Below are 22,211 nucleotides of genomic sequence, written 5' to 3'. Positions count from 1 at the left end.
GGAGACCGTGATGACGGCCAAAACCGCGACGTTAACCATTGGCGATGACACCATCAACCTGCCTATTTCATCAGGCACATTAGGCCCGGATGTTGTTGATGTTAAAGATATTTTAGCCAAAGGCTACTTCACCTATGACCCCGGCTTTATGGCCACATCGGCATGCGAGTCGAAAATCACTTTCATTGATGGTGATAAAGGTATCTTGCTGCATCGCGGTTACCCCATCGGTCAACTCGCTGAGAAGGCTGAGTATCTCGAAGTGTGCTACCTGCTGCTCAATGGCGAATTGCCAAATGCCGAGCAAAAAGCCGAATTTGATCATTTGGTGACAAACCACACCATGCTCAACGATCAATTCCGCAAGTTTTTTGAAGGCTTCCGTCGCGATGCTCACCCAATGGCCATCATGTGTGGTGCGGTTGGTGCGCTGTCCGCGTTTTATCACGACAACCTAGATGTCAATGATCCGAAGCATCGCGAAATCACGGCGATTCGCTTGATTGCCAAGATCCCCACCATTGCCGCCATGAGCTACAAATACTCATCGGGTCAGCCCTTTGTTTATCCGCGCAATGATTTGGGCTATGCCGAAAACTTCTTACACATGATGTTTTCTGTGCCTGCCGACGTGGATTACAAGGTCAACCCCGTTTTGGCGAAAGCCATGGATCGCATCTTCACGCTGCACGCCGATCACGAGCAAAACGCGTCCACATCGACTGTGCGTTTAGCAGGCTCCACTGGCGCTAACCCTTACGCTTGTATTGCAGCGGGCATTGCGGCGCTGTGGGGCCCTGCTCACGGTGGCGCCAACGAAGCCGTGCTGAAAATGCTCGACGATATTGGCTCCGTGGAAAACGTGGCTGACTTCATGGAAAAAGTGAAGACCAAAGAAGTCAAACTGATGGGCTTTGGTCATCGCGTCTATAAAAACTTTGACCCGCGTGCCAAAGTCATGAAGCAGACCTGCGATGAAGTGCTTGCCGCACTCAACATCAACGATCCGCAACTCGCCTTGGCCATGGAATTAGAGCGTATTGCCTTGAGCGATCCCTACTTCGTTGAGCGCAAACTCTATCCGAACGTCGACTTCTATTCCGGCATCATTTTGAAAGCGATCGGCATCCCCACCTCGATGTTCACGGTGATTTTCGCCTTGGCTCGCACCGTTGGCTGGATTTCGCATTGGCTGGAAATGCACAGCGCGCCATACAAAATTGGCCGCCCTCGCCAACTCTATACCGGTCACACCGAGCGTGACTTCACGCCGCTAGACAAGCGGTAATACGCTCAGCCACAAAAAAAGCCGCGATTATCGCGGCTTTTTTGTGGCTTCATATTTAATGGTTCACAGCTGATGGCGCCGTAACACTCAGCGATTCAATAGAGCAGGCTGCCATTGGCCAACCGTGACCGTGGCCCCGGCCTCACTCACACAGGCGCTAGCAAACACATCTTCGGCATGATCACGGCAAGCACCGCAGCAAGTCGACACGCCGGTGCGTTGCTGTAACGCGTCAAAATCGGCAACGCCATCGCGGGCAGCTTGGGCAATGGCTCGATCGGTGACACCGTGGCAAAGACAAACATACATGGGCGCAGCCCTCAGCAATCATGTTGATGACGCAAGTATAAATGCGATGGATTCGTATTTGCAAGTACCGCGTACTATGTGGAGTTGTGGCTCGGCAATTCGCCCTGTTACGCTCAACCATCATTTCATGGAGTCAGTGACATGGCAGCAGTTGCCTTTATTGGGCTCGGGGTCATGGGCTTCCCCATGGCAGGCCATCTGCAGCAAGCAGGTCATCAGGTCACGGTATGGAATCGTACGTCTGCCAAGGCCGACGCATGGGTTGCTCGCTATGGCGGCAGACAGGCCAGCAGCGCGCGTGAAGCCGCCGCCAACGCCAACATTGTACTCACCTGTGTTGGCCGCGATGAAGACCTCGCCGAGGTCGTGCGCGGCCCAGAAGGCATTGGCGCTGGCCTACAATCCGGCGGGCTGATCATCGACCATTCAACCGTGTCGGCAACCATCACACGAGCGTTAGCAGACGAGCTCGCCAAGCAAGGCATTGATTGGGTGGATGCGCCAGTCTCCGGCGGCCAGCAAGGCGCTGAAAATGGCCAGCTGAGCATTTTTTGTGGCGGCAGCGCAGCCGCCGTGGCGCGCGCCGAGCCCATCTTAGCCATCTATGCGAAAGCGCAGGCGCACATTGGTGCCTGCGGGCAGGGTCAGCTGGCGAAAATGGTCAACCAAATTTGCGTCGCCGGCGTCATTGAAGGCTTAGCCGAAGGCATGCACTTCGCGCAACAAGCAGGTATCGATGTTGCCAAAGTCATGCCACTCATTGGTCAAGGTGCGGGGGCCTCTTGGCAGTTGCTCAACCGCTATGAAACCATGTTGGCCGATGCTTATGAGCACGGCTTCGCGGTCGATTGGATGCGTAAAGACCTAGGTATTGTGCTCAACGAAGCCCACGCACTCGGCCTCACGCTACCCGCAACAGAACTAATCGATGGCTTTTATGCCGATGTGCAAGACCTTGGCGGCGGCCGCTGGGATACCTCCAGTCTCCTGCGACGCTTACAAGAAAAATCCCGATGAAACGATGACAAACGCTGACCAATGCGCTTCAATCGCTTCACCACCAACCCCAAGAAAAAAGGACACGTTATGATTCGCGCTACCCTGCCTAAACTGGCAATGACCTTGACCGCCGCTGCTGTATTGGCCGCCTGCAACCCCTTTGGTGGTGCTTCAGTGGAAACAGAGTCCGAAAAATTTAGCTACTCCGTCGGTGTCGACATTGGTAAATCGCTTGAAACCATTCGCGATGACCTCGACATGGCCGCTTTGAACAAAGGCTTAGATGATGTCATGGCTGAAAACGAGCTGCTGATGGATGACGCTGCACGTCGCGAGATCCAAACCGTGGTGGCTCAAAAGCTGCGCGAAAAGCACATGAAAAAACAAGCCAAAGAAGCCGAGTCAGCCGTCGCTGAGGGTGAAACATTCCTCGCCGAAAATGGCAAAAAAGACGGCGTGAAAACCACGGCCAGCGGCCTGCAATACCGCGTTTTAACAGCCGGCACGGGTGCTCAACCGAGCGCTGCAGACACCGTCACCGTGCATTACAAAGGCACATTGCTCAATGGCGACACCTTCGATAGCTCCTATGATCGCGGCGAACCCGCAACCTTCAAACTCAATCAGGTCATTCCCGGTTGGACTGAGGGCGTGCAGCTGATGAAGGTCGGCAGCAAATATGAGTTTGTCATTCCCGCGGCATTAGCCTACGGCGAGCAAGGCGCGGGCGGCAAAATTGGCCCCAACCAAGTGCTGAAGTTTGATGTTGAGCTGCTCGATATCAAAAAATAAGTCGCGCCTGCAGCAGCGCAACCGTTAATGCGCTGCTAAATGCCATAAAAAAGCCCGGTTAGTAAGCCGGGCTTTTTTTATGCACCATCAGGCGAGCGCGCAAAGCACCCGCCCTACTCGGCTTATCGCTCGATGATGGCGACCACGCCTTGACCACCGGCAGCGCAGACTGAGACCAAACCGCGGCCCTTGCCTTTTTCGCTCAGGATTTTTGCCAGCGTGCCAACGATTCGACCACCGGTGGCAGCGAATGGGTGACCCGCAGCCAATGACGAGCCATTGACGTTGAGCTTGCTGCGATCGATCGAACCTAAAGGCGCATCGAGCCCTAAGCGCTCTTTGCAAAACGTAGGATCTTCCCAAGCTGCTAGCGTGGATAATACTTGCGACGCAAAGGCTTCATGAATTTCATAGTAATCAAAGTCTTGCAGCGTTAATCCACGACGCGCCAATAAACGCGGCACGGCATAGGCTGGCGCCATCAGCAGACCTTCTTTCTTGTTCACGAAATCGACTGAAGCCACTTCGCCATCCACAAAGTAGGCCAAAATGGGTAGATTGTGCGCTTTCGCCCAGTCTTCGCTGGCCAACAGCACCACCGAAGCACCATCGGTCAATGGTGTCGAGTTGGCGGCGGTCATGGTGCCGGTTTCACGATCACCAAAGCAAGGCTTGAGGGTCGCGAGCTTTTCAATATTGGAGTCTGGGCGCAGGTTTTGGTCGCGCTTTAGGCCCAAGTATGGGGTGACCAGGTCATCGAAAAAGCCGCGCTCATAGGCTGCGGCTAATTTGTGGTGGCTGCTCACCGCGAGCTCATCTTGCGCTGCGCGTGGCACTTGCCATTCGGCGGCGGTGATGGCGGCGTGGTCGCCCATGGCCAGACCGGTGCGCGGCTCGCCATTGCGCGGCACGGCAGGAATCAAATGCTTGGGACGAATTTTCGACAAGGTTTTCAGCTTGGCACCGGTGGTTTTGCCACGGTTTACTTCCAGCAAAATGCTACGCAAGCCTTCGCTCAATGCAATCGGTGCATCCGAGGTGGTATCGACACCGCCGGCAATGCCCGACTCGATTTGGCCGACAGCGATTTTATTGGCGACCAAAATAGCGGCTTCCAAGCCCGTGCCGCAGGCTTGTTGAATGTCATAAGCGGTGGATTCTGGCGCCAGTTTGGTGCTCAGCACGCACTCGCGAGTTAGGTTAAAATCACGGCTGTGCTTCAGTACGGCGCCGGCAACGACCTCACCCACACGCACGCCATCCAGCTTGCAACGGCTCACGAGGCCATCGAGGGCAGCGGTGAGCATGTCTTGGTTGGAGGCGGTGGCGTAGACGCTATTGGAGCGGGCAAACGGAATGCGATTGGCGCCAACGATGGCGACCTTGCGTAATGTGGTCATGTGAAGACTCCTGTAGAAAACCCCGACACGCTAGCACAAAAGCCGGACAAGCCATTGACCAAAATGCGCACGCACGCCGATAAGCGGGCAAATACAGCGGCTCCGAGATTTGCTAGGCTGCGCGCCAAGCCTTTGCTGCGCGCGAAAAAGTGCTGAGCATGTTGCCAAACGGCATTATTTATCGATGAGGATTTTGTTATGAGCGATCGTTATATTGATTTTGTGAACTCCCCTTTTGGTCAACTGGTCGCGAAAAATCTCGGCCTGCCCAGCCCCACGCCATTAGATCGTTATGATGCCAGCGCGCCTGTGGTCAATGGCACGGTGCTATTGGGCGCCGCCGCTGACAGCGATTTAACGCCGGCTATTGCTAGCGTGCTGAAAAATATTGGCGCCAACACCAGCGCATTTTTCGATAGCGGCGTGCACGAAGCCGCCGCCAGCGCTGACTTCAACGCCCAAGCCTATGTGCCCAGCGCCGACGACAATCAAAAATTCAAAGCCTTGGTGTTTGATGCCTCGGGCATTAAAACCAGCGCCCAACTGAAAGCGCTGCACGACTTCTTCAGCCCAGTCATTCGCAAAATGGCCAGCTCCGGTCGCATCATCGTCATTGGCCGCACACCTGAGCTGCTCGACGACGCCAAATACACCACCGCACAGCGCGCCCTCGAAGGCTTCACCCGCGCCATTGGCAAAGAAGTGAAAAAAGGCTGCACGGCGCAGTTGATCTATGTAGCGCCAGGCGCCGAAGCCAACCTCGAATCCACGCTGCGCTTCTTTATTTCGCCAAAATCTGCGTATGTGTCGGGCCAAGTGGTGCGCGTGCAAGCCACTGCCATTGCTGGCGAGACACCAAATTGGGCACAGCCGCTCAATGGCAAAGTGGCACTGGTCACTGGTGCGTCACGCGGCATTGGCGAGGCGATTGCGCAAACCTTGGCGCGCGATGGCGCCCACGTGATTTGCCTCGATGTGCCGCAGCAAGAAGCTGACCTGCAGCGCGTGGCCGCGAGCATCAATGGCTCGGTGCTGGCACTGGATATCACCGCTGCTGACGCGCCAAAGACCATCGCCGCGCATTGCAAAAAGGCCCACAAAGGCTTGGATATCATTGTCCATAACGCCGGTGTCACGCGCGACAAAACCTTGGCCAATATGAAAGATCAGCTCTGGAATATGGTCATCGACATTAACTTGTCGTCGGAAGAGCGCATCAATGACGAGCTCATTGCCAAGAAAATCTTGCGCGCCAATGGCCGTGTTATTTGCGTGTCATCGATTTCTGGCATCGCCGGCAATATGGGCCAGACCAACTACGCGGTGTCGAAAGCCGGCGTTATTGGCATGGTCAACAGCATGCAGCCGATTTTGGAAGCCAAAGGCGTGACCATCAACGCCGTGGCGCCAGGCTTTATTGAGACACAAATGACCGCCGCCATTCCGTTTGCCATTCGTGAAGCCGGTCGCCGCATGAACTCGATGTCACAAGGCGGCTTGCCGGTGGATGTTGCCGAAGCCATTGCCTGGTATGCCAGCCCCGCCTCCAACGGCGTCAACGGCAACATCGTCCGCGTCTGCGGTCAAAGCCTGATCGGCGCTTAAGGAGAGGCGTTATGTCGATGATTGAAATGCAGGATGCGCCCAGTGCCTTGAGCTTTTACGCGAAGGCCGTGCTCAACGGCTTTAGCGCCAAAGGCGGTGCACTGCCAACGCTGACCGTGAGCCAACGCGATGTGCGCATTGATCGTGCGCATTTGGCGAATTACAACCGCGTCTGTGGCTTCGCATTGCGTGATACCTTGCCGTCTACCTATGTGCATGTGTTGACCTTTGACCTGCAAATGCGCGTGATGACCGACAAGGCCTTCCCATTTGCGCTGCTCGGCCTAGTACATATCAGCAATACCATCACGCAGCACCGCCCGGTGCGCGCCGATGAAACATTGCGCTTTACCAGCACAGCAACCAACTTGCAGCCGCACGACAAAGGCGCGACCTTTGACCTGCTCAATCAAGCGTTTGTTGGTGATGAACTGGTGTGGGTCGGCGTTTGCACGTATTTGCGCCGCCAAGCATCTGGCAACTCCGGCGCCAAGCCGCGCGCCGCCAAGCCCGCTGCAGCCGCTAAGCCCAGCGCCAATGCAATGTGGTCTGTCCCTGCGGATATCGGTCGCCGCTACGGTGCTATTTCGGGCGATCGCAACCCCATCCATATGTATGCCGTGACCGCCAAGCTGTTGGGTTTCCCTCAAGCCATTGCGCATGGCATGTGGACTAAGGCGGCGTGTTTGGCGGCGATGGAGTCGCTGCTGCCAGAGGCCTACACGGTCAGCGTCGACTTTAAATTGCCCGTGTTGCTGCCCGCCAAGGTGGCCTTTAGCAATGCGCTCAGCAACGATGTCATCCACTTTGCTGTGTCTGATGCGCGCAAGGGCAAGCCCCATCTTGCTGGCACGCTCAACGCGCTAGTCGCGCCGAAAGCGGCAAGCGAGAAAGCCGCTGCTAAGCCAAAAGCCGCCGCTAAGCCAAAGACTGCTGCGCCAAAGACAGCTGCTAAGCCAAAAGCCGCATCGAAACCAAAGGCCGCCGTTAAGCCGAAGATCGTTAGCAAGGCCACTAAGGCCTAAGCGGCACCAACCAGCCGTGGGTATGTTCGGGGTGACTTAAGCGCGTCAGTGTGAGCGCGAAAGCCACCTCGAGCGCCGCCACATAGCCATCATGGTGAACTGGCCCCGCCCACAGCACACGACCCTGCCCCATCACCAGCGCGTGGCTAGCAAACGCGCTCGGTGCATTCATGTCATGCACACTCGCCAGCACCGTTGCACCCTGCTGCGCAGCGTCTTGGCAGGCGTGAAATACGCGCTGCTGATGCGGCCAATCGAGTGCCGCCAATGGCTCATCGAGCAGCCATAAACGCGGCTGATCGGATTCGGCGAGCCTCAATTGCAAGGCAGATCGTGCCAACATCACCCGTTGCTGCTCACCGCCCGACAAGGTCGGCCAACGCCGCGTCATTAATGCTGCGATGTCCCATTCTGCGATAATCGCGTCTAAGCAGTCCGCTAAGCGAGGATGCGCCCCGCCCCAAGGGTAGGCCGCCATGCGCACAATCGCCGCCACCGACAGCGCGGCCATCAAATGATGGTGCTGTGGTAGCACGCTACGCTGCTGCGCCCAGCGCCGGCTATTCCAGCTCGGTAGCGCCTCGCCATGCCATTGCGCACAGACATTGGCGGCGGCTTGGTCGGGATCAATACCGCTTAGATGCCGCAACAAGGTCGACTTGCCGGCGCCATTGGCGCCTAATATGGCCCAGCATTCGCCCGCGCGAAACACTAACTCAGGCAGCGTCAGCACCGGCGTATCGCGTGCAACGTATAGCTGTTGCGCGGAGACGATGAGCGCACTCATCGCTGCCACCGTTGGCGCAAAATAAACAGGAAAAATGGCGCGCCAAACAACGCCGTCAAAATGCCCACCGGCAACTCCAGCGGCGCCATCAACGTGCGCGCCAGCATGTCCGCGATAACGGCCAAAAGCCCGCCAATCACGAGGCTCGCCGGCATGAGCTGGCGATGCATACAGCCAACCAATCGGCTGGCGATATGCGGTGCCATCAGGCCAATAAACGCAATGCTGCCGGTTTGCGCGACGGCCATGGCCACCACCGCCGCACTGGCCCAAATGACCTGGCGACGAAAGCGCCGGACATTTAGCCCTAAATGCCCCGCCTCACGCTCGCCGAGCAGCCAAATATCGAAGCTTGCACGCTGGCGCAGGCCCCAGCTAATCAGGCCGGCGAGCACCACGGCATTGGCGATCAGCAACGGCCATTCGGCGTAGGCAAAGCTGCCCATCAGCCAAAAGCTGCCGGCGCGCAGGCCGCTATCGGGAGCCATAATGAGCAGCAGTTGCGTGGCCGCCGACAACACCGCATTGAGCGCGATACCCACCAGCAATAACGCCTCGGCCTGGAGCTGATAGCGCCGCGCCATGGCCAGCACCACCATCAATGCCAACGCCGCACCTAGGCATGCCGCCAGCGGCAGCAAAAACACATAAGCGGCACCGAGCAGCAAGCTCAGCACTGCCGCCAAGCTCGCGCCCGCACTAACGCCCAATAACCCCGGCTCAACCAAGGCATGACGAAATAAGGTTTGTAGCCACAGACCAGAAACGGCGAGCCCCGCGCCCGCCATAAACGCCAGCACCACACGCGGCACCCGCAACTGCCAAAAAATGCTGTCGCCGAGGGCGCCGGCAGGCAAGTCATAGGCGAGCGCCATGATCACAGTCGCCGCCACGCACACCAGCAATAGCAGTGCCCGAAGCGGCTGTTGAGATGAAATAACGGCCATAAAGGCGCCATGCAATAAAATAGGCGCCAAGCATAGGCGGCGGCTAGCAAGCGGTCTACTGTTGTACTACGTTTGATCAACTAATGAGCAACAGAGTTGACTAAAGCAGGGCTTGTCAGCGTCGATACGAGAGTAGAGAGTAAGTATTAACCGCATGGCCGCTGGAGGTCAGCATGAATACGCCCATCACTTCAAAAAATACTGCCTTGGTTTTATCAGGCGGCGGCGCGCGTGCGGCATATCAAGTGGGCGCCCTACAGGCCATCGCCGAGATCATGCCCGACCGCTGCGGTAACCCCTTCCCGATTATTTGTGGCACATCGGCCGGCGCACTCAATGCCACTAGCCTCGCCGTTCACGCCGCTTGCTTTCAGGAGGGGGTCAATGCCCTGCGCGAAGTCTGGGCCGGCTTTCATAGCGCCCAGGTCTATCGCACCGACTGGGCTGGCGTGCTGTCGGGCGCGTTTCGCTGGCTAACAAACTTAGCCTTTGGCTGGTTTAACCGCGGCAAGCCGGTGTCATTGCTCGATAACGCACCGCTGCAGCAATTACTTAGCCAGGCGCTCGATTTCAATCGGCTGCCAGCGTCTATTGAGGCGGGGCATTTACGCGCCTTATGCATTACCGCCTGTAGCTACTCGCGGGGTGACTCGGTGAGTTTTTATCAAGGCGCCAGCGACTTAGACAACTGGGCACGGGCGCGCCGTCGCGGCATGCGCTGCGACATTGGCATTGAACATTTAATGGCCTCCAGCGCCATTCCTCTGCTCTTTCCGGCCGTCAAGTTACAGCAAGAATATTATGGTGATGGCGCATTGCGTCAGCTCGCGCCCGTGAGCCCGGCGCTGCACTTGGGTGCCGAACGCATCTTGGTGATTGGTTCGGGCATGCAAAGCCCCGAGCCCAAACGCTTTAAACGCAGCGGCTACCCCAGCTTGGCAGAGATTATTGGCCACATCATGAGCAGCTCATTTACCGACAGCCTGGAAATGGACATCGAGCGTTTGCACCGCATCAATAACACCGTCAAGCAGCTGCCTGCCGAAGCTAGCACCACGCTGCGGCCTGTTGACTACCTCGTGCTCAGCCCCGACTTAGCCAGCATTGAAGAGCTTGCTAGCCAATACGCCAGCGCATTACCACCGGCTATTCGCAGCTTTGTGCGCGGCTCCGGCATGTTTAAACGCAGCGGCTCGAATGTGCTGAGTTACCTGCTCTTCGAAACCGATTACACGCAAGCATTAATGGCACTTGGCTACCGCGAAACGCGCGCGCGTGAGGTCGAATTACGCGAATTTCTGCGGCCTGCCGACGCGCCACCCAGCAATGTCTACACGCTGCGCCGCGACAGCCAACGCAGCTCCTAAGCGCTTAAACAATCGGCGCTGACGAGTCGCGGCTTTTCGCCGCGCGCCGACGTTGCAAGCCCTCTTGCGCGGTAGAGGCCACCAAACGGCCATCGCGCGTGTAAATCAAACCCCGATTCATGCCCTTGGCGCTCGAGGCCGACGGCGCATCCATGTGGTAGTACAACCATTCATCCATGCGCGCCTCGCGGTGAAACCACATGGCGTGATCGATGCTCGCGCATTGCATTTCAGGCTGCATAAAATGCGCAGCATGCGGCAACATGGCGGTGCCCATTAAGGCGAAATCCGAGGCAAAAGCGAGCATGCATTGATGCAAAAATGGGTCATCGGGCAGCGTCATTTGCGACTTCATCCAATGCCCACGTACTGGCTCTTGCGGCTTCACATCGAAGGGGTTGACCGGATCGATGGGGCGCAACTCAATGGGACGCTCCACTTCTAGCATGGCGCGGTGCTTTTCCGGCACATAGGGCGCAATCATGCGGCGCAAATCGAGCTCACTGGTATAGGCCTCGGGGCCCTCCACATCGGGCATGGGCAGCTGATGGTCAAAGCCATCTTCCTCGGTCGCAAACGAGGCCATCATGGTGAAAATAATTTCGCCAAACTGAATAGCCTTGACCGTGCGCGTGGTGAAGCTGCGGCCATCACGCACTCGCTCAACGGAATAGACAATCGGTGACTTCGGGTTTCCCGGACGCAAAAAATACGCGTGTAATGAGTGCGCAAGCAGGTTGTTTTCGACTGTGCGCCCTGCCGCCATCAACGCTTGGCCCAAGACCTGTCCACCAAAAACGTTGTGTCCAAAGTAATCATGGCTGCCACCGCGAAATAGATTGACCTCCAAGTTTTCCAGATCAAGCAGTGCTAATAACTCATGCATCACCACAGACATCGCAAACTCCTTTGGTCGGTTACACGCGAAAATAAGACAAAAAGCGCATTGGCTTACGTGCGTTTGTTCGGCTTTTGTTACACTCGAGCTCGATTTTAACGCGTCACTGTATATTTTGGACGCATGATTTTGCACAGGATGCCTGCATTATGCTGAGATTTCTCGGTCTCGATCGCTTTTTCCGCCTCATTATTCGCGGCCTGATGTATCTCTGGGTGCGCGTGCAGGTCTCTCCACACGACCTAGAACTGCTTGGCATCGACCCCAATCGCCCCATTTGCTATGTCCTACAAAACCGCTTGTTATCGAGCGTATTGGTACTCGATACGGAAATGCGCAATCTCGGTATGCCGGCCGCATTAAGTTCGATGCGGCGTTTTGGTCTGCGTGAAAAGCATTCCTTAATTTGCCTGACGCAAGAGCATCGCAACCCGTTGGCGAAGCCTCGCCACGCGCACTCTCCGCGCTTAGTGTCGCTGATGGATGCAGTGTTTGAAGACACCACGCTCGATGTGCAGCTGGTGCCGGTGACCATTCTCTGGGGGCGCTCGCCCGACACCGAGAGCTCATGGCTGAAAGTGCTGTTTGCCGATTCATGGGCCACGCCATCGGCGCTGAAGCAGCTCATTACCATCATGCTGCATGGTCGCCAAACCATCATGCGCATCAACCCGCCGATCTCCTTACGCCAGCTCTGTGATGACACGCAAAGCAGCGAGCGCAGCCTGCGCAAAGTCTCGCGCGTGCTGCGCGTGCATTTTCGCCGCCAACGCACCGCCGCCATTGGCCCGGACATGTCGCACCGACGCACCATGCGCAGCGAAATCATTGGCTCCGATGTGGTGCAAGCGGCAATTGCTGTGGAAATGAACAGTCGCCAAGTCAGTCGCGACGTAGCCGAGGCGCGCGCGCGCATCTATGTTAATGAAATTGCCTCGGACTATTCGTATCCGGTGATTCGTTTCTTTGAGCTGTTTTTAAACTGGCTTTGGACACGGCTTTACAACGGCGTCACGGTCAATAATTTCGAGGTGATTGAGCAGCATGTGGCAGATCATGAAATTGTCTATGTGCCCTGCCACCGCAGCCATATCGATTATTTGCTGCTGTCTTATGCCATCTTCATACGTGGCTATATGGTGCCGCACATCGCCGCCGGCGCGAACTTAAACATGCCGGTGGTGGGCAGCTTATTGCGCCGAGCTGGGGCCTTCTTTTTGCGCCGCACCTTCAAAGACAACCCGCTCTATGGCGCGGTGTTTAATGAGTACCTGCACCAAATTTTAAGCCACGGCTACCCCATGGAGTATTTCGTGGAAGGCGGCCGTAGCCGAACTGGTCGCCTGCTGCCGGCCAAACTCGGCATGATCAATATGACCTTGCGCAGTTATCTGCGCGACAACCACCGACCCTTGGTGTTTATTCCCGCCTATATTGGCTATGAAAAACTCATGGAAGGTGGCACTTATATTGGCGAGCTGCAGGGCAAGCCGAAAGAAAAAGAAAATATTTTTTCGCTGCTGATGTCTATTCGCAAGCTAAAAAAAGTCTTTGGCCGCGTGCATTTGAGTTTTGGCGCGCCCATCTACTTAAATGAACACCTCGACGCGCATATGCCAAATTGGCGCGAGCAAGGCCCTGCTGCCGCTGACTCCGCCGAGTTTGCGCCAACCTCCATGGCATTGGGTCTGGCCATGAGCACCGGTATCAATAACAGTGCGGTGATCAACCCCATCAATTTGATCAGCTTGGTGCTACTGTCTACGCCCAAGCACGCCATTGATGAGGCGCAACTCGCCGAGCAAGTCGCGCTCTATAAAGCGCTGGCACTCGCTGTGCCTTATAGCGAGCGCCTCACCATGACCGAGCTTGATGGCCCGGCCATGGTGGCCTATGGCGAGGAGCTGAAAATTCTGCAGCGCCGCAAACATCCGCTCGGTGACTTGCTGTATTTGCACGAAGAAGATGCCGTGCTGATGACTTATTTCCGAAATAACACGCTGCATGTTTTTGCGCTGCCATCGCTGATTGCCGTGCTGCTGTTGCAACGTGGCGACATCTCGCAAGAGGAGTTGCTAGGCCGTATTAAGTCGGTTTATCCCTTCTTAAAGTCTGAGCTCTTTTTGCGCTGGCATGACGACGAACTCGAGGCGGTCGTCGCGCAATACGTCAACAGCATGATCGAACTGGGTTTGGTGCTACGAACAGCTTCTGGCTGCCTCGCGCCGCCGAAAGTTAGCAGCGAAAACTATGCGCGCCTGCATATTTTAAGCCGTGGCCTGCGGCAAACTTTGGTGCGCTACCACATGACCGTGACCATTTTGAACCAACGCGGTACCGGCAAACTCACGCAGCAGCAGCTTGAAGAGCTCTGCCATTTGCTCGCCCAGCGTTTGTCGTTTGTGCGTGAATTTAGCGCTCCAGAGTTTTTCGACAAGGGCCTGTTTAAAGGCTTTCTCGATACCTTGAAAACCCTGGGCTTCATCCAAATTTGCAGCCAAGGCACGCTAACGTTCGACAAGCGTTTAGATGGCCTCGCGCAAGAAGCCTTAGAAGTGCTGCCCAGTGGCATCCGCCAAGCAATTTTGCAGGTCACGCTGATTACCGACGATGCCGTCAATACGGCGCTTGCTGCGCTCGAGGCCAGTAAGGAGCGCAAAAAACAGCGCGCCTCGGCGGCCAAAAGCAACGCCTAACGAAAAAGCCCTGCGAGTCAGGGCTTTTTTATGGGCGATTGCTTGGCAGCGGCTTGGGCGTGTAGAGGTCAAAGCGACTGCTTTGACCAAGCAGGCGTTGATGCGGCGGCTCACCATTTAAATCGGGCGCAATGCGCGGGCGCTTGACCACCACGCGCTTGGTGGCCACTGCACGGGCAAGGTCCAAAAGCGCATCGGCATCGAGGTCGCTGCCGACCATGTGACGAAATGCCCACATGTCTTTTTTCACCTTCGCAGACTTCTCGCGATGCGGAAACATGGGGTCTAAATACACCACTTCTGGGCGACTCTCGGCGGACTGCTGCGCCATCGCCGCCAATGCACTGTGGGCATCGATGCCGTGCAGCGTCAGGCGCTCAGCCGTGGCTTGCAGTGCTGGCGCAGCGTGGGCGCGGCGCAAGCCATCAGCCAATAAGGCGTGCACAATGGCTGAGCGTTCAAACATGTCCACGGTGGCACCGAGTGAGGCGAGAATCCAGCTGTCACGGCCAAGTCCGGCGGTGGCATCGAGCACGCGTGGCGTGGCGCCTTTACGCAGACCACAGGCGCGTGCAACGGACTCGCCGGCGGCATGGCCATGTGATGTGCGGCGCTGCAAGGCGGCATCAGCAAAATCGACACGCACCGGACCGGGCAATGGCGTATCGCCGGTTTGCAGCGCCAAGCCCTGATCATCGTAAATGAGCACCGCGTCATCGGTATTGAGCGCACTAAAGACGTGGCGGCGATGCTGCTGCTGGCCGCGCGCATCACGCGGTTGCGCGGGCCAGGCCGCGTGAAAACTCGCCCCAATAGCCTGCGCCTGTGCCTGTGCGGCGCCCGCCTGCGCCTCATGCAGGCAATACAGCTTCATGATGCCCAGTTAATCCAGCCGGCACCGGCTGTGGCAAAAATGAACAGGCCAAAGGCAATGCGATAATACGCAAACACCGCAAAGCCATGTGTGGAGACAAAGGCCACCAAGGCCTTCACGACCCATGCGGCGACCAAAAAGGCGGCGACAAAACCAATGGCAAACACGGGAAAGTCGGCCATGACAAAATCCGTGCGGTGTTTATAGACCGAGTACACCGTGGCACCGATCATGGTGGGCACAGCTAAAAAGAAGGAGAACTCCGCGGCCGTTTTGCGTGACAGACCCACCAGCAAACCACCGATGATGGTCGCACCGGAGCGCGAGGTGCCCGGCACCATGGCCAAACATTGGGCAAAGCCGACCTTAAGCGCGTCTTGCCAGCGCATATCATCGACCTCTACCACGCGTACCACATGCTCGCGGCGCTCGGCCCAGAGAATCACCAAGCCGCCTAAAATCAGCATAAAGGCAACAACAAAGGGACTAAATAAATAGTCGCGAATGATGCCGATGGCAAAAAAACCGATGACCGCTGCCGGCAAAAATGCCACCAAGATATTCACCACAAAACGTGTTTCCACCGGTTTGCGCGTGAAAAATCCGTTGCTGACACGCACGAGCCGTTCACGATAATCCCAACACACCGCCAAAATCGCGCCGAGTTGAATAGCAATTTCAAACACCACGCGCTTATCGTGCGTCCAAAAGTTCATCAGCTCGCCGGCCAAAATCAAATGCCCAGTGCTGGAAATCGGTAAAAACTCGGTGAGGCCTTCAACAATGCCCATCACCAAGGCTTGGAAATACAGTAAATAATCCATCATGTGTCCTTGTCAGCGACCGCGCAGACGGCCGCCGAATACGCCTGATAAAACGCCGGCGGCATGCGCCGAATACGCCCTTGAGCAATATCGACACAGACGAAGTGCGTGCGGCCACGGAATACCGTTTGGCCATCGCGGCGGCGAATAAATTGGTAGCAACGATGCGTTGATAATTTATCGACATCGGTAAGCCACGTTGCCAGCACCAGCTCATCGTGCAAATGCGTGGGCTGCAAATACGACAGCTCGTGTTGGCGCACCACCATGCCGTGACCGGCCGCTTCGTAGTCGCTAGGGCCTAGGCCAAGCGCGCTCGAATGAGACCAGGCAACAGCCTCAAGCCATTGTAAATACACGATGTTATTGGTGTGGCGCATGACATCGATGTGTTCAGGCAAGACCGTGACCTGTAGCGTATGCGGGTTAGACACATCAAATATCATGACTGGCGCCCCGGCAGCTTTTTCCAAACATCATCGCGCAAATACACCGGCAAGGCCTGCTCGGGGGCAAGCGCTGGATGCCGGGCGAGATGGTCAATGGCCAGCGTCGCCACATCGACCGCGCTCGGCGCTAAATCTGGGTATTGATGCGTGATGTCGAGTTGAGCCGCCAACACATCGGCATAACTGCCCCACGCGCTGCCGACACCCACATAACTACCCGATACCCAACTCGACGGTAGTGCCTCAGGCTTGCAGGCAATGACATCGTCGAGCGCCTGCATTAAGCCCTGATGCTGGGCAAACACACCGGCGTAAATCTCGCCCATGCGCGCGTCAAAGCTGGCCATCACGCGATCAACACCGCGCTCGCGCCATGCCGCTTGCGCAAGCGTGCGCAGGCTACAAATGCCCACCATGCCAACATCCGCACCGAAGGCTAGGCCCTGCGCTACCGCCGCACCGATGCGCACGCCGGTGAAAGCACCAGGGCCATTGGCATAAGCAATGGCATCAAGCTCTCTCAAGGACCAACCCGACTCCGCGAGCAGGGCATCGATCATTGGCAAAATACGCTGGGTTTGCTCGCGTGGCGCGTGCACATGGCGAAATAAGGGCTCGCCAGCACCGCTCGACAAAGCTGCCGAGCAATACTCCGTGGTGGTTTCAATCGCCAGCAACTTCATGTCTGCGCAGGCTCCAAAGCATTAATAAATTCAAAAAACTCTGCCACCACCGTGGCCTCTCGCGTGCGCCGCATGGGCGGTAGGCTTTGCAAAAAAAGCTGACCGTAGGGCCGCCCGACTAAGCGCGGGTCACAGACCATGAGCACGCCGGTGTCGAGCACATCGCGAATCAAACGCCCTGCGCCCTGCTTCATGGCAATAATCGCCGATGGCAGCTGATACGCGACAAAGGGATTTTGCCCGCGTGATTTATAGGCATCGAGGCGAGCGGCCATGACCGGATCGGCTGGTGAAGCGAACGGCAGTTTATCAATAATCACCAATGATAGCGCCTGACCGCGCACATCCACGCCCTCCCAAAAGGCCCCGGTGGCGAGCAGCACGCACTGTTCTGTGCTGGCAAAGCGGCGTAATAGTTCGGCTTTTGGCTGCGTGCCCTGCACCAAAAAGGTGAAGTCGAGCTGCTTGGGTAGCCACTCAGCCGCCTCTCTCAGTGCCCGATGTGAGGTAAATAAGAAAAAGGCGCGGCCTTGGCTGGCTTTTAACACCGGCATGGCGGCTTGCAGCACGCCACGGGTATAGTCCATGGCGCCCGGATCAGGCAGCCCGCGCGGCACATAAAACAGCGCCTGCTGCTCATACGCAAAGGGGCTGGGCAACTGAATCGCTTCAATGCCATCACTCAAGCCGAGCTGCTGACGAATATGGCGGAAATCCTCACGCACCGCCAAAGTCGCTGAGGTAAATACCCAGGCCATCGGTTCTTGATCAATGAGCGCGCGAAATGGCTGCGAGACCTCCAGTGGCGTCCATTGCAGCACAAAGCCTTTGCGGAAGGTTTCAAACCAATGCACTTGGTTGTCGGGCGTGGTGCCGGTGAGTTCTTCAAACGCTTTGCCCAACTCCTCGGCACGCCGGTGGCAACTGTCTAGGCCTTTGCTGCGGTCTTTCAGCGCCGCCAGACTATCGAGCAATGCCGACAGCCCTAAGTTCACCGCGGCAATGGCCGCCGGCATATCTGCCTGCTCGCAGACATCGGCCCAAATGCCTTTGCGCGAGTCCTCGCCGAGCAACAAGCGAAACTGCGCTAAGCGCGTCTCAATCGTCGACACCAAATCATTGGCGCCGCGTAAATCACCGCCGGCGGCCAAGATTTCGCGCAACGTATCGGCGAGTAAATCGTTGATTTGCCGGGATGACAAACTCTGGCCAAAAAACATCGCGGCGGTTTCCGGCAGCTGATGCGCCTCATCAAATATGACGGCATCAACCGCCGGCAATAACTCACCAAAACCGCGATCTTTTAGGGCTTTATCGGCAAAAAATAAATGATGATTGACGACAATAATGTCGGCCTCGGCGGCACTTTCGCGGGCTTTCATGAGCGGACAATCATCGATTTTCGGGCACTCTTGGCCCAAACAGTTATCGGCGGTGCTGGTCACTAGCGGCCAAACCATCGAATCTTCAGCAATGTCGATGAGCTCAGCAATATCGCCCAGCTGCGTCTTGCCCGCCCACGCCGCCACGCGCTGCAGGTCGTGCACGACCTGCTTGCTCTCCAATTCACCCTCGGCGATATGCTGCTCGAGCCGGTAAGGACATAGATAATTGCTGCGGCCTTTCAGCAGCGCCGTACGGATCGGTTTCGCCAACAGCGCGCGCACCTGCGGCAAATCGCGATGAAACAGCTGATCTTGCAGATTGCGCGTGCCCGTCGAGACCAAGGTTTTTTGCCCTGACAACACCGCCGGCACCAAATACGCAAAGGTTTTGCCCGTACCAGTACCCGCCTCGACCAAGAGCTGTGACTTGGCCTTTAGCGCTTGCTCAACGGCCAGCGCCATGGCCACTTGCGGCGCGCGCGGCTGATAACCCGGGACCTTCTCAGCAAATGGCCCCTCTGGGCCAAGCGCATGACGCACATCAGAAAAACTCATGGCTGCGCTCGCCAGCCAACCACCCTAGCCTGCCTCTCTGTCATTGTCTCATCCTCAGCCTGGCGCACGCCGCGCCCATTCGCCCCAATTAGGGTGCCTGTGAACTGAGTAAAGCAGCTTGAGCCGATGTTTGCTCGCCAATGTGCGTCAGCGTGCCATGCGCTTGTTCGCTGGCAATGGCGCTTAAACGCGGCGACAGCAAAGCATCCATCATATCGATGTGCAGAGCGTGATCATTGAGCGCACCAATATAGGCGTAGCGACCGCCACCGGCGTGCTGGAAAATCTCACGATTTTCCTCGGCAATCTCCTCCAGCGTCTCCAAGCAATCAGCAGAAAATGCGGGGCAGACGACATCGACCGAGGCCAGTTTGAGCTTGCCCCACGCCTCCAGTGTGGCATCGGTGTAGGGCTTGACCCACTCTTGCAAGCCGAAGCGCGACTGAAAGCTCACACACCATTGTTCATCATGCAGGCCTAACTCGCGCACCACAGCCGCCGCCGTGGCACGGCAATGCTCGGGGTAGGGGTCGCCCTTGTCAGCATAGGGCTGCGGGATGCCATGAAACGAAAACAGCAGCTTCTCGGCCTGACCATGCGCCGCCCAATGCGCCTTAATGGACTCGGCCAAGGCGCGGATATAGCGCGGGTGGGCGTGGTAATCGCGGATGATTTGCAGCGATGGCAGACGCCGTTGCTGCGGAATCCAGCGCGCGATTTGGTCATAGAGTGGCGCGGTTGAGGTCGCCGAGTATTGCGGAAATAGCGGCAGCACTAGCCATTGATCGATGCCTTGGGCATGACACTGCGCCATCGCATCACGCATCGATGGCTCGCCATAACTCATGGCCGGCAATACCGTGATATCGAGCTGCGGATGGCTTGCCGACACGCGAGCCTGCACCGCCGCCACTTGCGCCAGCAAGGTCTCGCGCATGGGCGACTCATTGGTCCAAATGCTGGCATAGGCTTTCGCTACGCGCTTAGGCCGCAACGGCAAAATAAACAGCCGCAAAATAAAAAACCAAATCAGCCGTGGCACTTCAATGACGCGCGTATCGCTCAAAAACTCGCGCAAATACGTGCGCACTGCGGCCGCGGTAGGCGCCGTTGGCGTGCCTAAGTTGGCTAAAAAGATAGCGACTTTGGTGCGCTCGGTGGGCGCAGCAGGGCTTTTTTCACGGCAATAACACGATTCATTAACACAGGTCATGGTGGCATCTCTGGCGCTGATGGCGGGGAGTTTAGCGGCATTTTGCTAGCCCAGAAACACTAACGCCGCACAGAGCGCGGCGTTAGGTGACAAGCATTACACGGGCTTAGCTTAACGCCGCGAGCATGCGCTGGGTGATGTCCTCGACCGAGCCAACACCTTCCACCAGATGATATTTCGCGGCATTTGCCTCAACACCATCGCGGGCTTGGTAAAAGCCCACCAACGGCTGCGTTTGCTCGTGATAAATGCCTAAGCGTTTAGTCACCGTAGCTTCGCTGTCATCGGGGCGTTGCACCAAGTCTTCGCCGGTGTCGTCATCTTTGCCGGCCACTTTCGGTGGATTATGCGTGACGTGATAGACACGGCCCGAACCCGGATGCACGCGGCGGCCCGATAAGCGCTGGATGATTTCGTCATCGGCAACGCGAATTTCCACAACGTGATCGATCGAGACACCGGCATCGATCATGGCCTGTGCCTGCACAATGGTGCGTGGGAAGCCATCAAACAAAAAGCCGGGCGCGCAGTCAGCCTGCTTAATACGCTCTTTCACCAAGCCAATGATGATGTCATCAGACACCAAACCACCGGCATCCATAACTTTTTTCGCGGCAACGCCGAGTTCAGTGCCGGCCTTCACAGCCGCCCGCAGCATATCGCCGGTGGAGATTTGCGGAATGCCATAACGGCTCATGATGATCTGGGCCTGCGTGCCTTTACCGGCACCTGGCGCCCCCAGAAGAATAATACGCATCCACTCTACTCCCTATCGCAAGGCGGCAAGGATACCCGCCCAAGCCGCCATTTCACAAGACTTTCGCGGCCGACCTGCGACCAACGGATTATCGCGCCGTGGCGGCCTCACTGATGCGTAGGCGTACGACCTGATCACTGCCCTGCTGCACCGGCACCGCCACGGCCTGCCAGCCCGGCCCGGTGGCATCGCCGGTGGTGGAGATTTTCGCGGAGATAATCACCTCAGCAAAGGCGCTCAACGGTCGTGCACTATTTAAACTGTGCCTGTCGGTGAGCGTCACGCGCATCGGAAACTGACCAATGGGCTGGCCCACGGCGGCAATCGGCATCGGCAGACCGGCCGGTTCACGGGCAAAAATAAACAAGGTGGCATCGGCCGGAATCTCGCGAGCAATATCAGGGGCCACACTGACCTGCATCTGATACAGCGCGTTGCTGTCTGCCGGCGAATCAACCGTTGCGCCCGCCTGCGCCAATAAAGCATCAATGCGCTGATCGGCTGCCGAATCGGCGTCAGCCATGGGGCGCTCAGCGCGCAAGGCTTGCAGCTTGGTCAGCGCCGCAATGGCAGTGGCGTTATCGCCTGCGCGCAAGCTGCCCATGCCGAGCATCAGTAGTGCGCCTTGATGGTTTGGCTCACGCTGCAAAATGCCATTGAGCAAGTTGGCGGCGAGGCTATCCATCGCGCCCTGCTGACTCATGATCGCGGCTTGCACATACGTCATCGCCACCTGGATGTCATTGGGGTTGAGCTCCACCGCGCGCGCTAAGGCCTCGCGCGCCGGGCCTAATTCGCGGGCTTGCATAAAGCCGAGGCCTAACGTGAGCCATGCCTCGCCATTAAATGGCTCGGCCTGCACTCGCCGCTGCAAGGCACGCATGAAGTCCGGCAAGCTGGCATCGGGACCTTGCGCACTCATGGCCTCGCCGGCCAGCAAGGCATCGATGGTTGGCGCCAAGCGCTCAGCGTTATGCACATTGCTCGCTAAACCAGGGTGAATAAACGCGCCAAGCCAAAGCGCCACGCTGGCGGCCGGTACCAGTAACAACAGCACTAAGGCCAAGACACCAACACGCATGGGTCGCAGACCCTGCTCAGCGACATGCTGATTGTCGGCCAATAAACCGCGATCAAGCTCCAACTTAAGTGCCGCATAGGTATCTGCGGTGATGCGCGAGGCCATGTGATCGGCGTTCAACTCCGCCAATCGCTCATGATAAATTTGCTTAGATAACGCCTGCACACTCCGGCCCGTCACCGCTAAACCACCGCGCAATGGCCACAGCAGGCAAAATGTCGTTGCCAATGCTAGCAGCACGCCCACCAATACCATCGGGGCTAGTGTCATGTACTCC

Annotated in this window: 19 protein-coding genes and 1 pseudogene; 7 read left to right on the top strand and 13 right to left on the bottom strand. The window is 57.2% G+C overall.

The genetic code is table 11. The features are described from left to right. Positions 1–10: 10 nt before the first annotated feature. Positions 11–1,288 carry a citrate synthase gene (gene gltA / locus DFR26_RS08485; RefSeq protein ID WP_116208520.1) on the top strand — a complete coding sequence of 426 codons (1,278 nt, stop codon included), beginning with the start codon at positions 11–13 and terminating at the stop codon, positions 1,286–1,288. 87 nt (positions 1,289–1,375) lie between these two features. Here the strand turns inward: gltA and DFR26_RS08480 are convergent, their stop codons facing one another. Then, positions 1,376–1,597: a (2Fe-2S)-binding protein gene (locus tag DFR26_RS08480; protein ID WP_116208519.1), complete on the bottom strand. Its 222-nt coding sequence runs from the start codon at positions 1,595–1,597 to the stop codon at positions 1,376–1,378. 141 nt (positions 1,598–1,738) lie between these two features. Here DFR26_RS08480 and DFR26_RS08475 point away from each other — a divergent pair, with 141 nt between their 5' ends. Together DFR26_RS08475 and bamJ are read left to right on the top strand one after the other, a co-directional pair. Then, positions 1,739–2,614, top strand: a complete 876-nt coding sequence (locus tag DFR26_RS08475) for an NAD(P)-dependent oxidoreductase (RefSeq protein ID WP_116208518.1) — start codon at positions 1,739–1,741, stop codon at positions 2,612–2,614. Positions 2,615–2,683: 69 nt separating this feature from the next. After that, positions 2,684–3,388 carry a BamJ family beta-barrel-assembly machinery protein gene (gene bamJ, locus DFR26_RS08470; protein WP_116208596.1) on the top strand — a complete coding sequence of 235 codons (705 nt, stop codon included), beginning with the start codon at positions 2,684–2,686 and terminating at the stop codon, positions 3,386–3,388. 122 nt (positions 3,389–3,510) lie between these two features. Here bamJ and DFR26_RS08465 read toward each other — a convergent pair. After that, positions 3,511–4,782 (bottom strand): annotated as a pseudogene (locus DFR26_RS08465) (acetyl-CoA C-acetyltransferase); the annotation flags it as partial. A gap of 204 nt (positions 4,783–4,986) precedes the next feature. Between DFR26_RS08465 and DFR26_RS08460 the strand changes: the two are divergent. Both DFR26_RS08460 and DFR26_RS08455 read left to right on the top strand, forming a co-directional pair. Then, the gene (locus tag DFR26_RS08460; RefSeq protein WP_116208516.1) at positions 4,987–6,393 is read left to right on the top strand and encodes a 3-oxoacyl-ACP reductase; all 1,407 of its coding nucleotides are present in this window, start codon (positions 4,987–4,989) and stop codon (positions 6,391–6,393) included. A gap of 11 nt (positions 6,394–6,404) precedes the next feature. Further along, complete coding sequence (locus DFR26_RS08455) at positions 6,405–7,418, top strand: MaoC/PaaZ C-terminal domain-containing protein (protein ID WP_116208515.1); 1,014 nt, start codon at positions 6,405–6,407, stop codon at positions 7,416–7,418. Here DFR26_RS08455 and DFR26_RS08450 read toward each other — a convergent pair. Beyond that, positions 7,408–8,205 (bottom strand): ATP-binding cassette domain-containing protein, encoded by a 798-nt coding sequence (locus tag DFR26_RS08450; protein WP_116208514.1) that lies wholly within the window; start codon positions 8,203–8,205, stop codon positions 7,408–7,410. The genes DFR26_RS08455 and DFR26_RS08450 overlap by 11 nt on opposite strands. Then, positions 8,202–9,152, bottom strand: coding sequence for a FecCD family ABC transporter permease (locus DFR26_RS08445; RefSeq protein WP_116208513.1), 951 nt, complete (start codon positions 9,150–9,152; stop codon positions 8,202–8,204). Before DFR26_RS08445 ends, DFR26_RS08450 begins: the two co-directional genes overlap by 4 nt. A 173-nt stretch (positions 9,153–9,325) precedes the next feature. On the opposite strand from DFR26_RS08445, the gene DFR26_RS08440 reads away from it, so the two are divergent. Further along, positions 9,326–10,519 (top strand): patatin-like phospholipase family protein, encoded by a 1,194-nt coding sequence (locus DFR26_RS08440; protein WP_116208512.1) that lies wholly within the window; start codon positions 9,326–9,328, stop codon positions 10,517–10,519. Between the two features lie 4 nt (positions 10,520–10,523). Here DFR26_RS08440 and DFR26_RS08435 read toward each other — a convergent pair whose 3' ends face one another. Further along, complete coding sequence (locus tag DFR26_RS08435) at positions 10,524–11,417, bottom strand: acyl-CoA thioesterase (RefSeq protein WP_116208511.1); 894 nt, start codon at positions 11,415–11,417, stop codon at positions 10,524–10,526. A 149-nt stretch (positions 11,418–11,566) separates the two neighbouring features. Here DFR26_RS08435 and plsB point away from each other — a divergent pair, with 149 nt between their 5' ends. Then, complete coding sequence (plsB, locus tag DFR26_RS08430; protein ID WP_116208510.1) at positions 11,567–14,113, top strand: glycerol-3-phosphate 1-O-acyltransferase PlsB; 2,547 nt, start codon at positions 11,567–11,569, stop codon at positions 14,111–14,113. A gap of 28 nt (positions 14,114–14,141) precedes the next feature. On the opposite strand, the gene DFR26_RS08425 is transcribed toward plsB, so the two are convergent. The 8 genes from DFR26_RS08425 to ccmI form a co-directional block, all read right to left on the bottom strand. Continuing rightward, positions 14,142–14,987 (bottom strand): class I SAM-dependent methyltransferase, encoded by an 846-nt coding sequence (locus DFR26_RS08425; RefSeq protein ID WP_116208509.1) that lies wholly within the window; start codon positions 14,985–14,987, stop codon positions 14,142–14,144. Then, on the bottom strand, positions 14,984–15,811 hold the full coding sequence (locus DFR26_RS08420) for an undecaprenyl-diphosphate phosphatase (protein ID WP_116208508.1): 828 nt from the start codon (positions 15,809–15,811) through the stop codon (positions 14,984–14,986). The genes DFR26_RS08425 and DFR26_RS08420 overlap by 4 nt, the downstream gene beginning before the upstream one ends. Continuing rightward, entirely contained in the window at positions 15,811–16,257 is a 447-nt protein-coding gene (locus DFR26_RS08415; RefSeq protein ID WP_116208507.1) for an acyl-CoA thioesterase, read from the bottom strand. The genes DFR26_RS08420 and DFR26_RS08415 overlap by 1 nt, the downstream gene beginning before the upstream one ends. Continuing rightward, positions 16,254–16,943 (bottom strand): tRNA (adenosine(37)-N6)-threonylcarbamoyltransferase complex dimerization subunit type 1 TsaB, encoded by a 690-nt coding sequence (tsaB, locus tag DFR26_RS08410; protein ID WP_116208506.1) that lies wholly within the window; start codon positions 16,941–16,943, stop codon positions 16,254–16,256. The genes DFR26_RS08415 and tsaB overlap by 4 nt, the downstream gene beginning before the upstream one ends. After that, positions 16,940–18,883 (bottom strand): DNA repair helicase YoaA, encoded by a 1,944-nt coding sequence (yoaA, locus tag DFR26_RS08405; RefSeq protein ID WP_116208505.1) that lies wholly within the window; start codon positions 18,881–18,883, stop codon positions 16,940–16,942. Before yoaA ends, tsaB begins: the two co-directional genes overlap by 4 nt. Positions 18,884–18,971: 88 nt before the next feature. Then, on the bottom strand, positions 18,972–20,096 hold the full coding sequence (gene hemH / locus DFR26_RS08400) for a ferrochelatase (protein WP_116208504.1): 1,125 nt from the start codon (positions 20,094–20,096) through the stop codon (positions 18,972–18,974). A gap of 106 nt (positions 20,097–20,202) precedes the next feature. Beyond that, positions 20,203–20,853 (bottom strand): adenylate kinase, encoded by a 651-nt coding sequence (gene adk / locus DFR26_RS08395; RefSeq protein WP_116208503.1) that lies wholly within the window; start codon positions 20,851–20,853, stop codon positions 20,203–20,205. Between the two features lie 88 nt (positions 20,854–20,941). Beyond that, a complete protein-coding gene (gene ccmI, locus DFR26_RS08390) occupies positions 20,942–22,204 on the bottom strand; it encodes a c-type cytochrome biogenesis protein CcmI (RefSeq protein ID WP_220375745.1) in 1,263 nt (420 codons plus the stop codon). Between the last annotated feature and the right edge of the window lie 7 nt (positions 22,205–22,211).

The organism is Paraperlucidibaca baekdonensis (assembly GCF_003387535.1).
Lineage (GTDB): Bacteria > Pseudomonadota > Gammaproteobacteria > Pseudomonadales > Moraxellaceae > Perlucidibaca > Perlucidibaca baekdonensis.
Note: the sequence above shows the minus strand (reverse complement) of the source record. Positions and strands in the feature narration are given on the sequence as shown.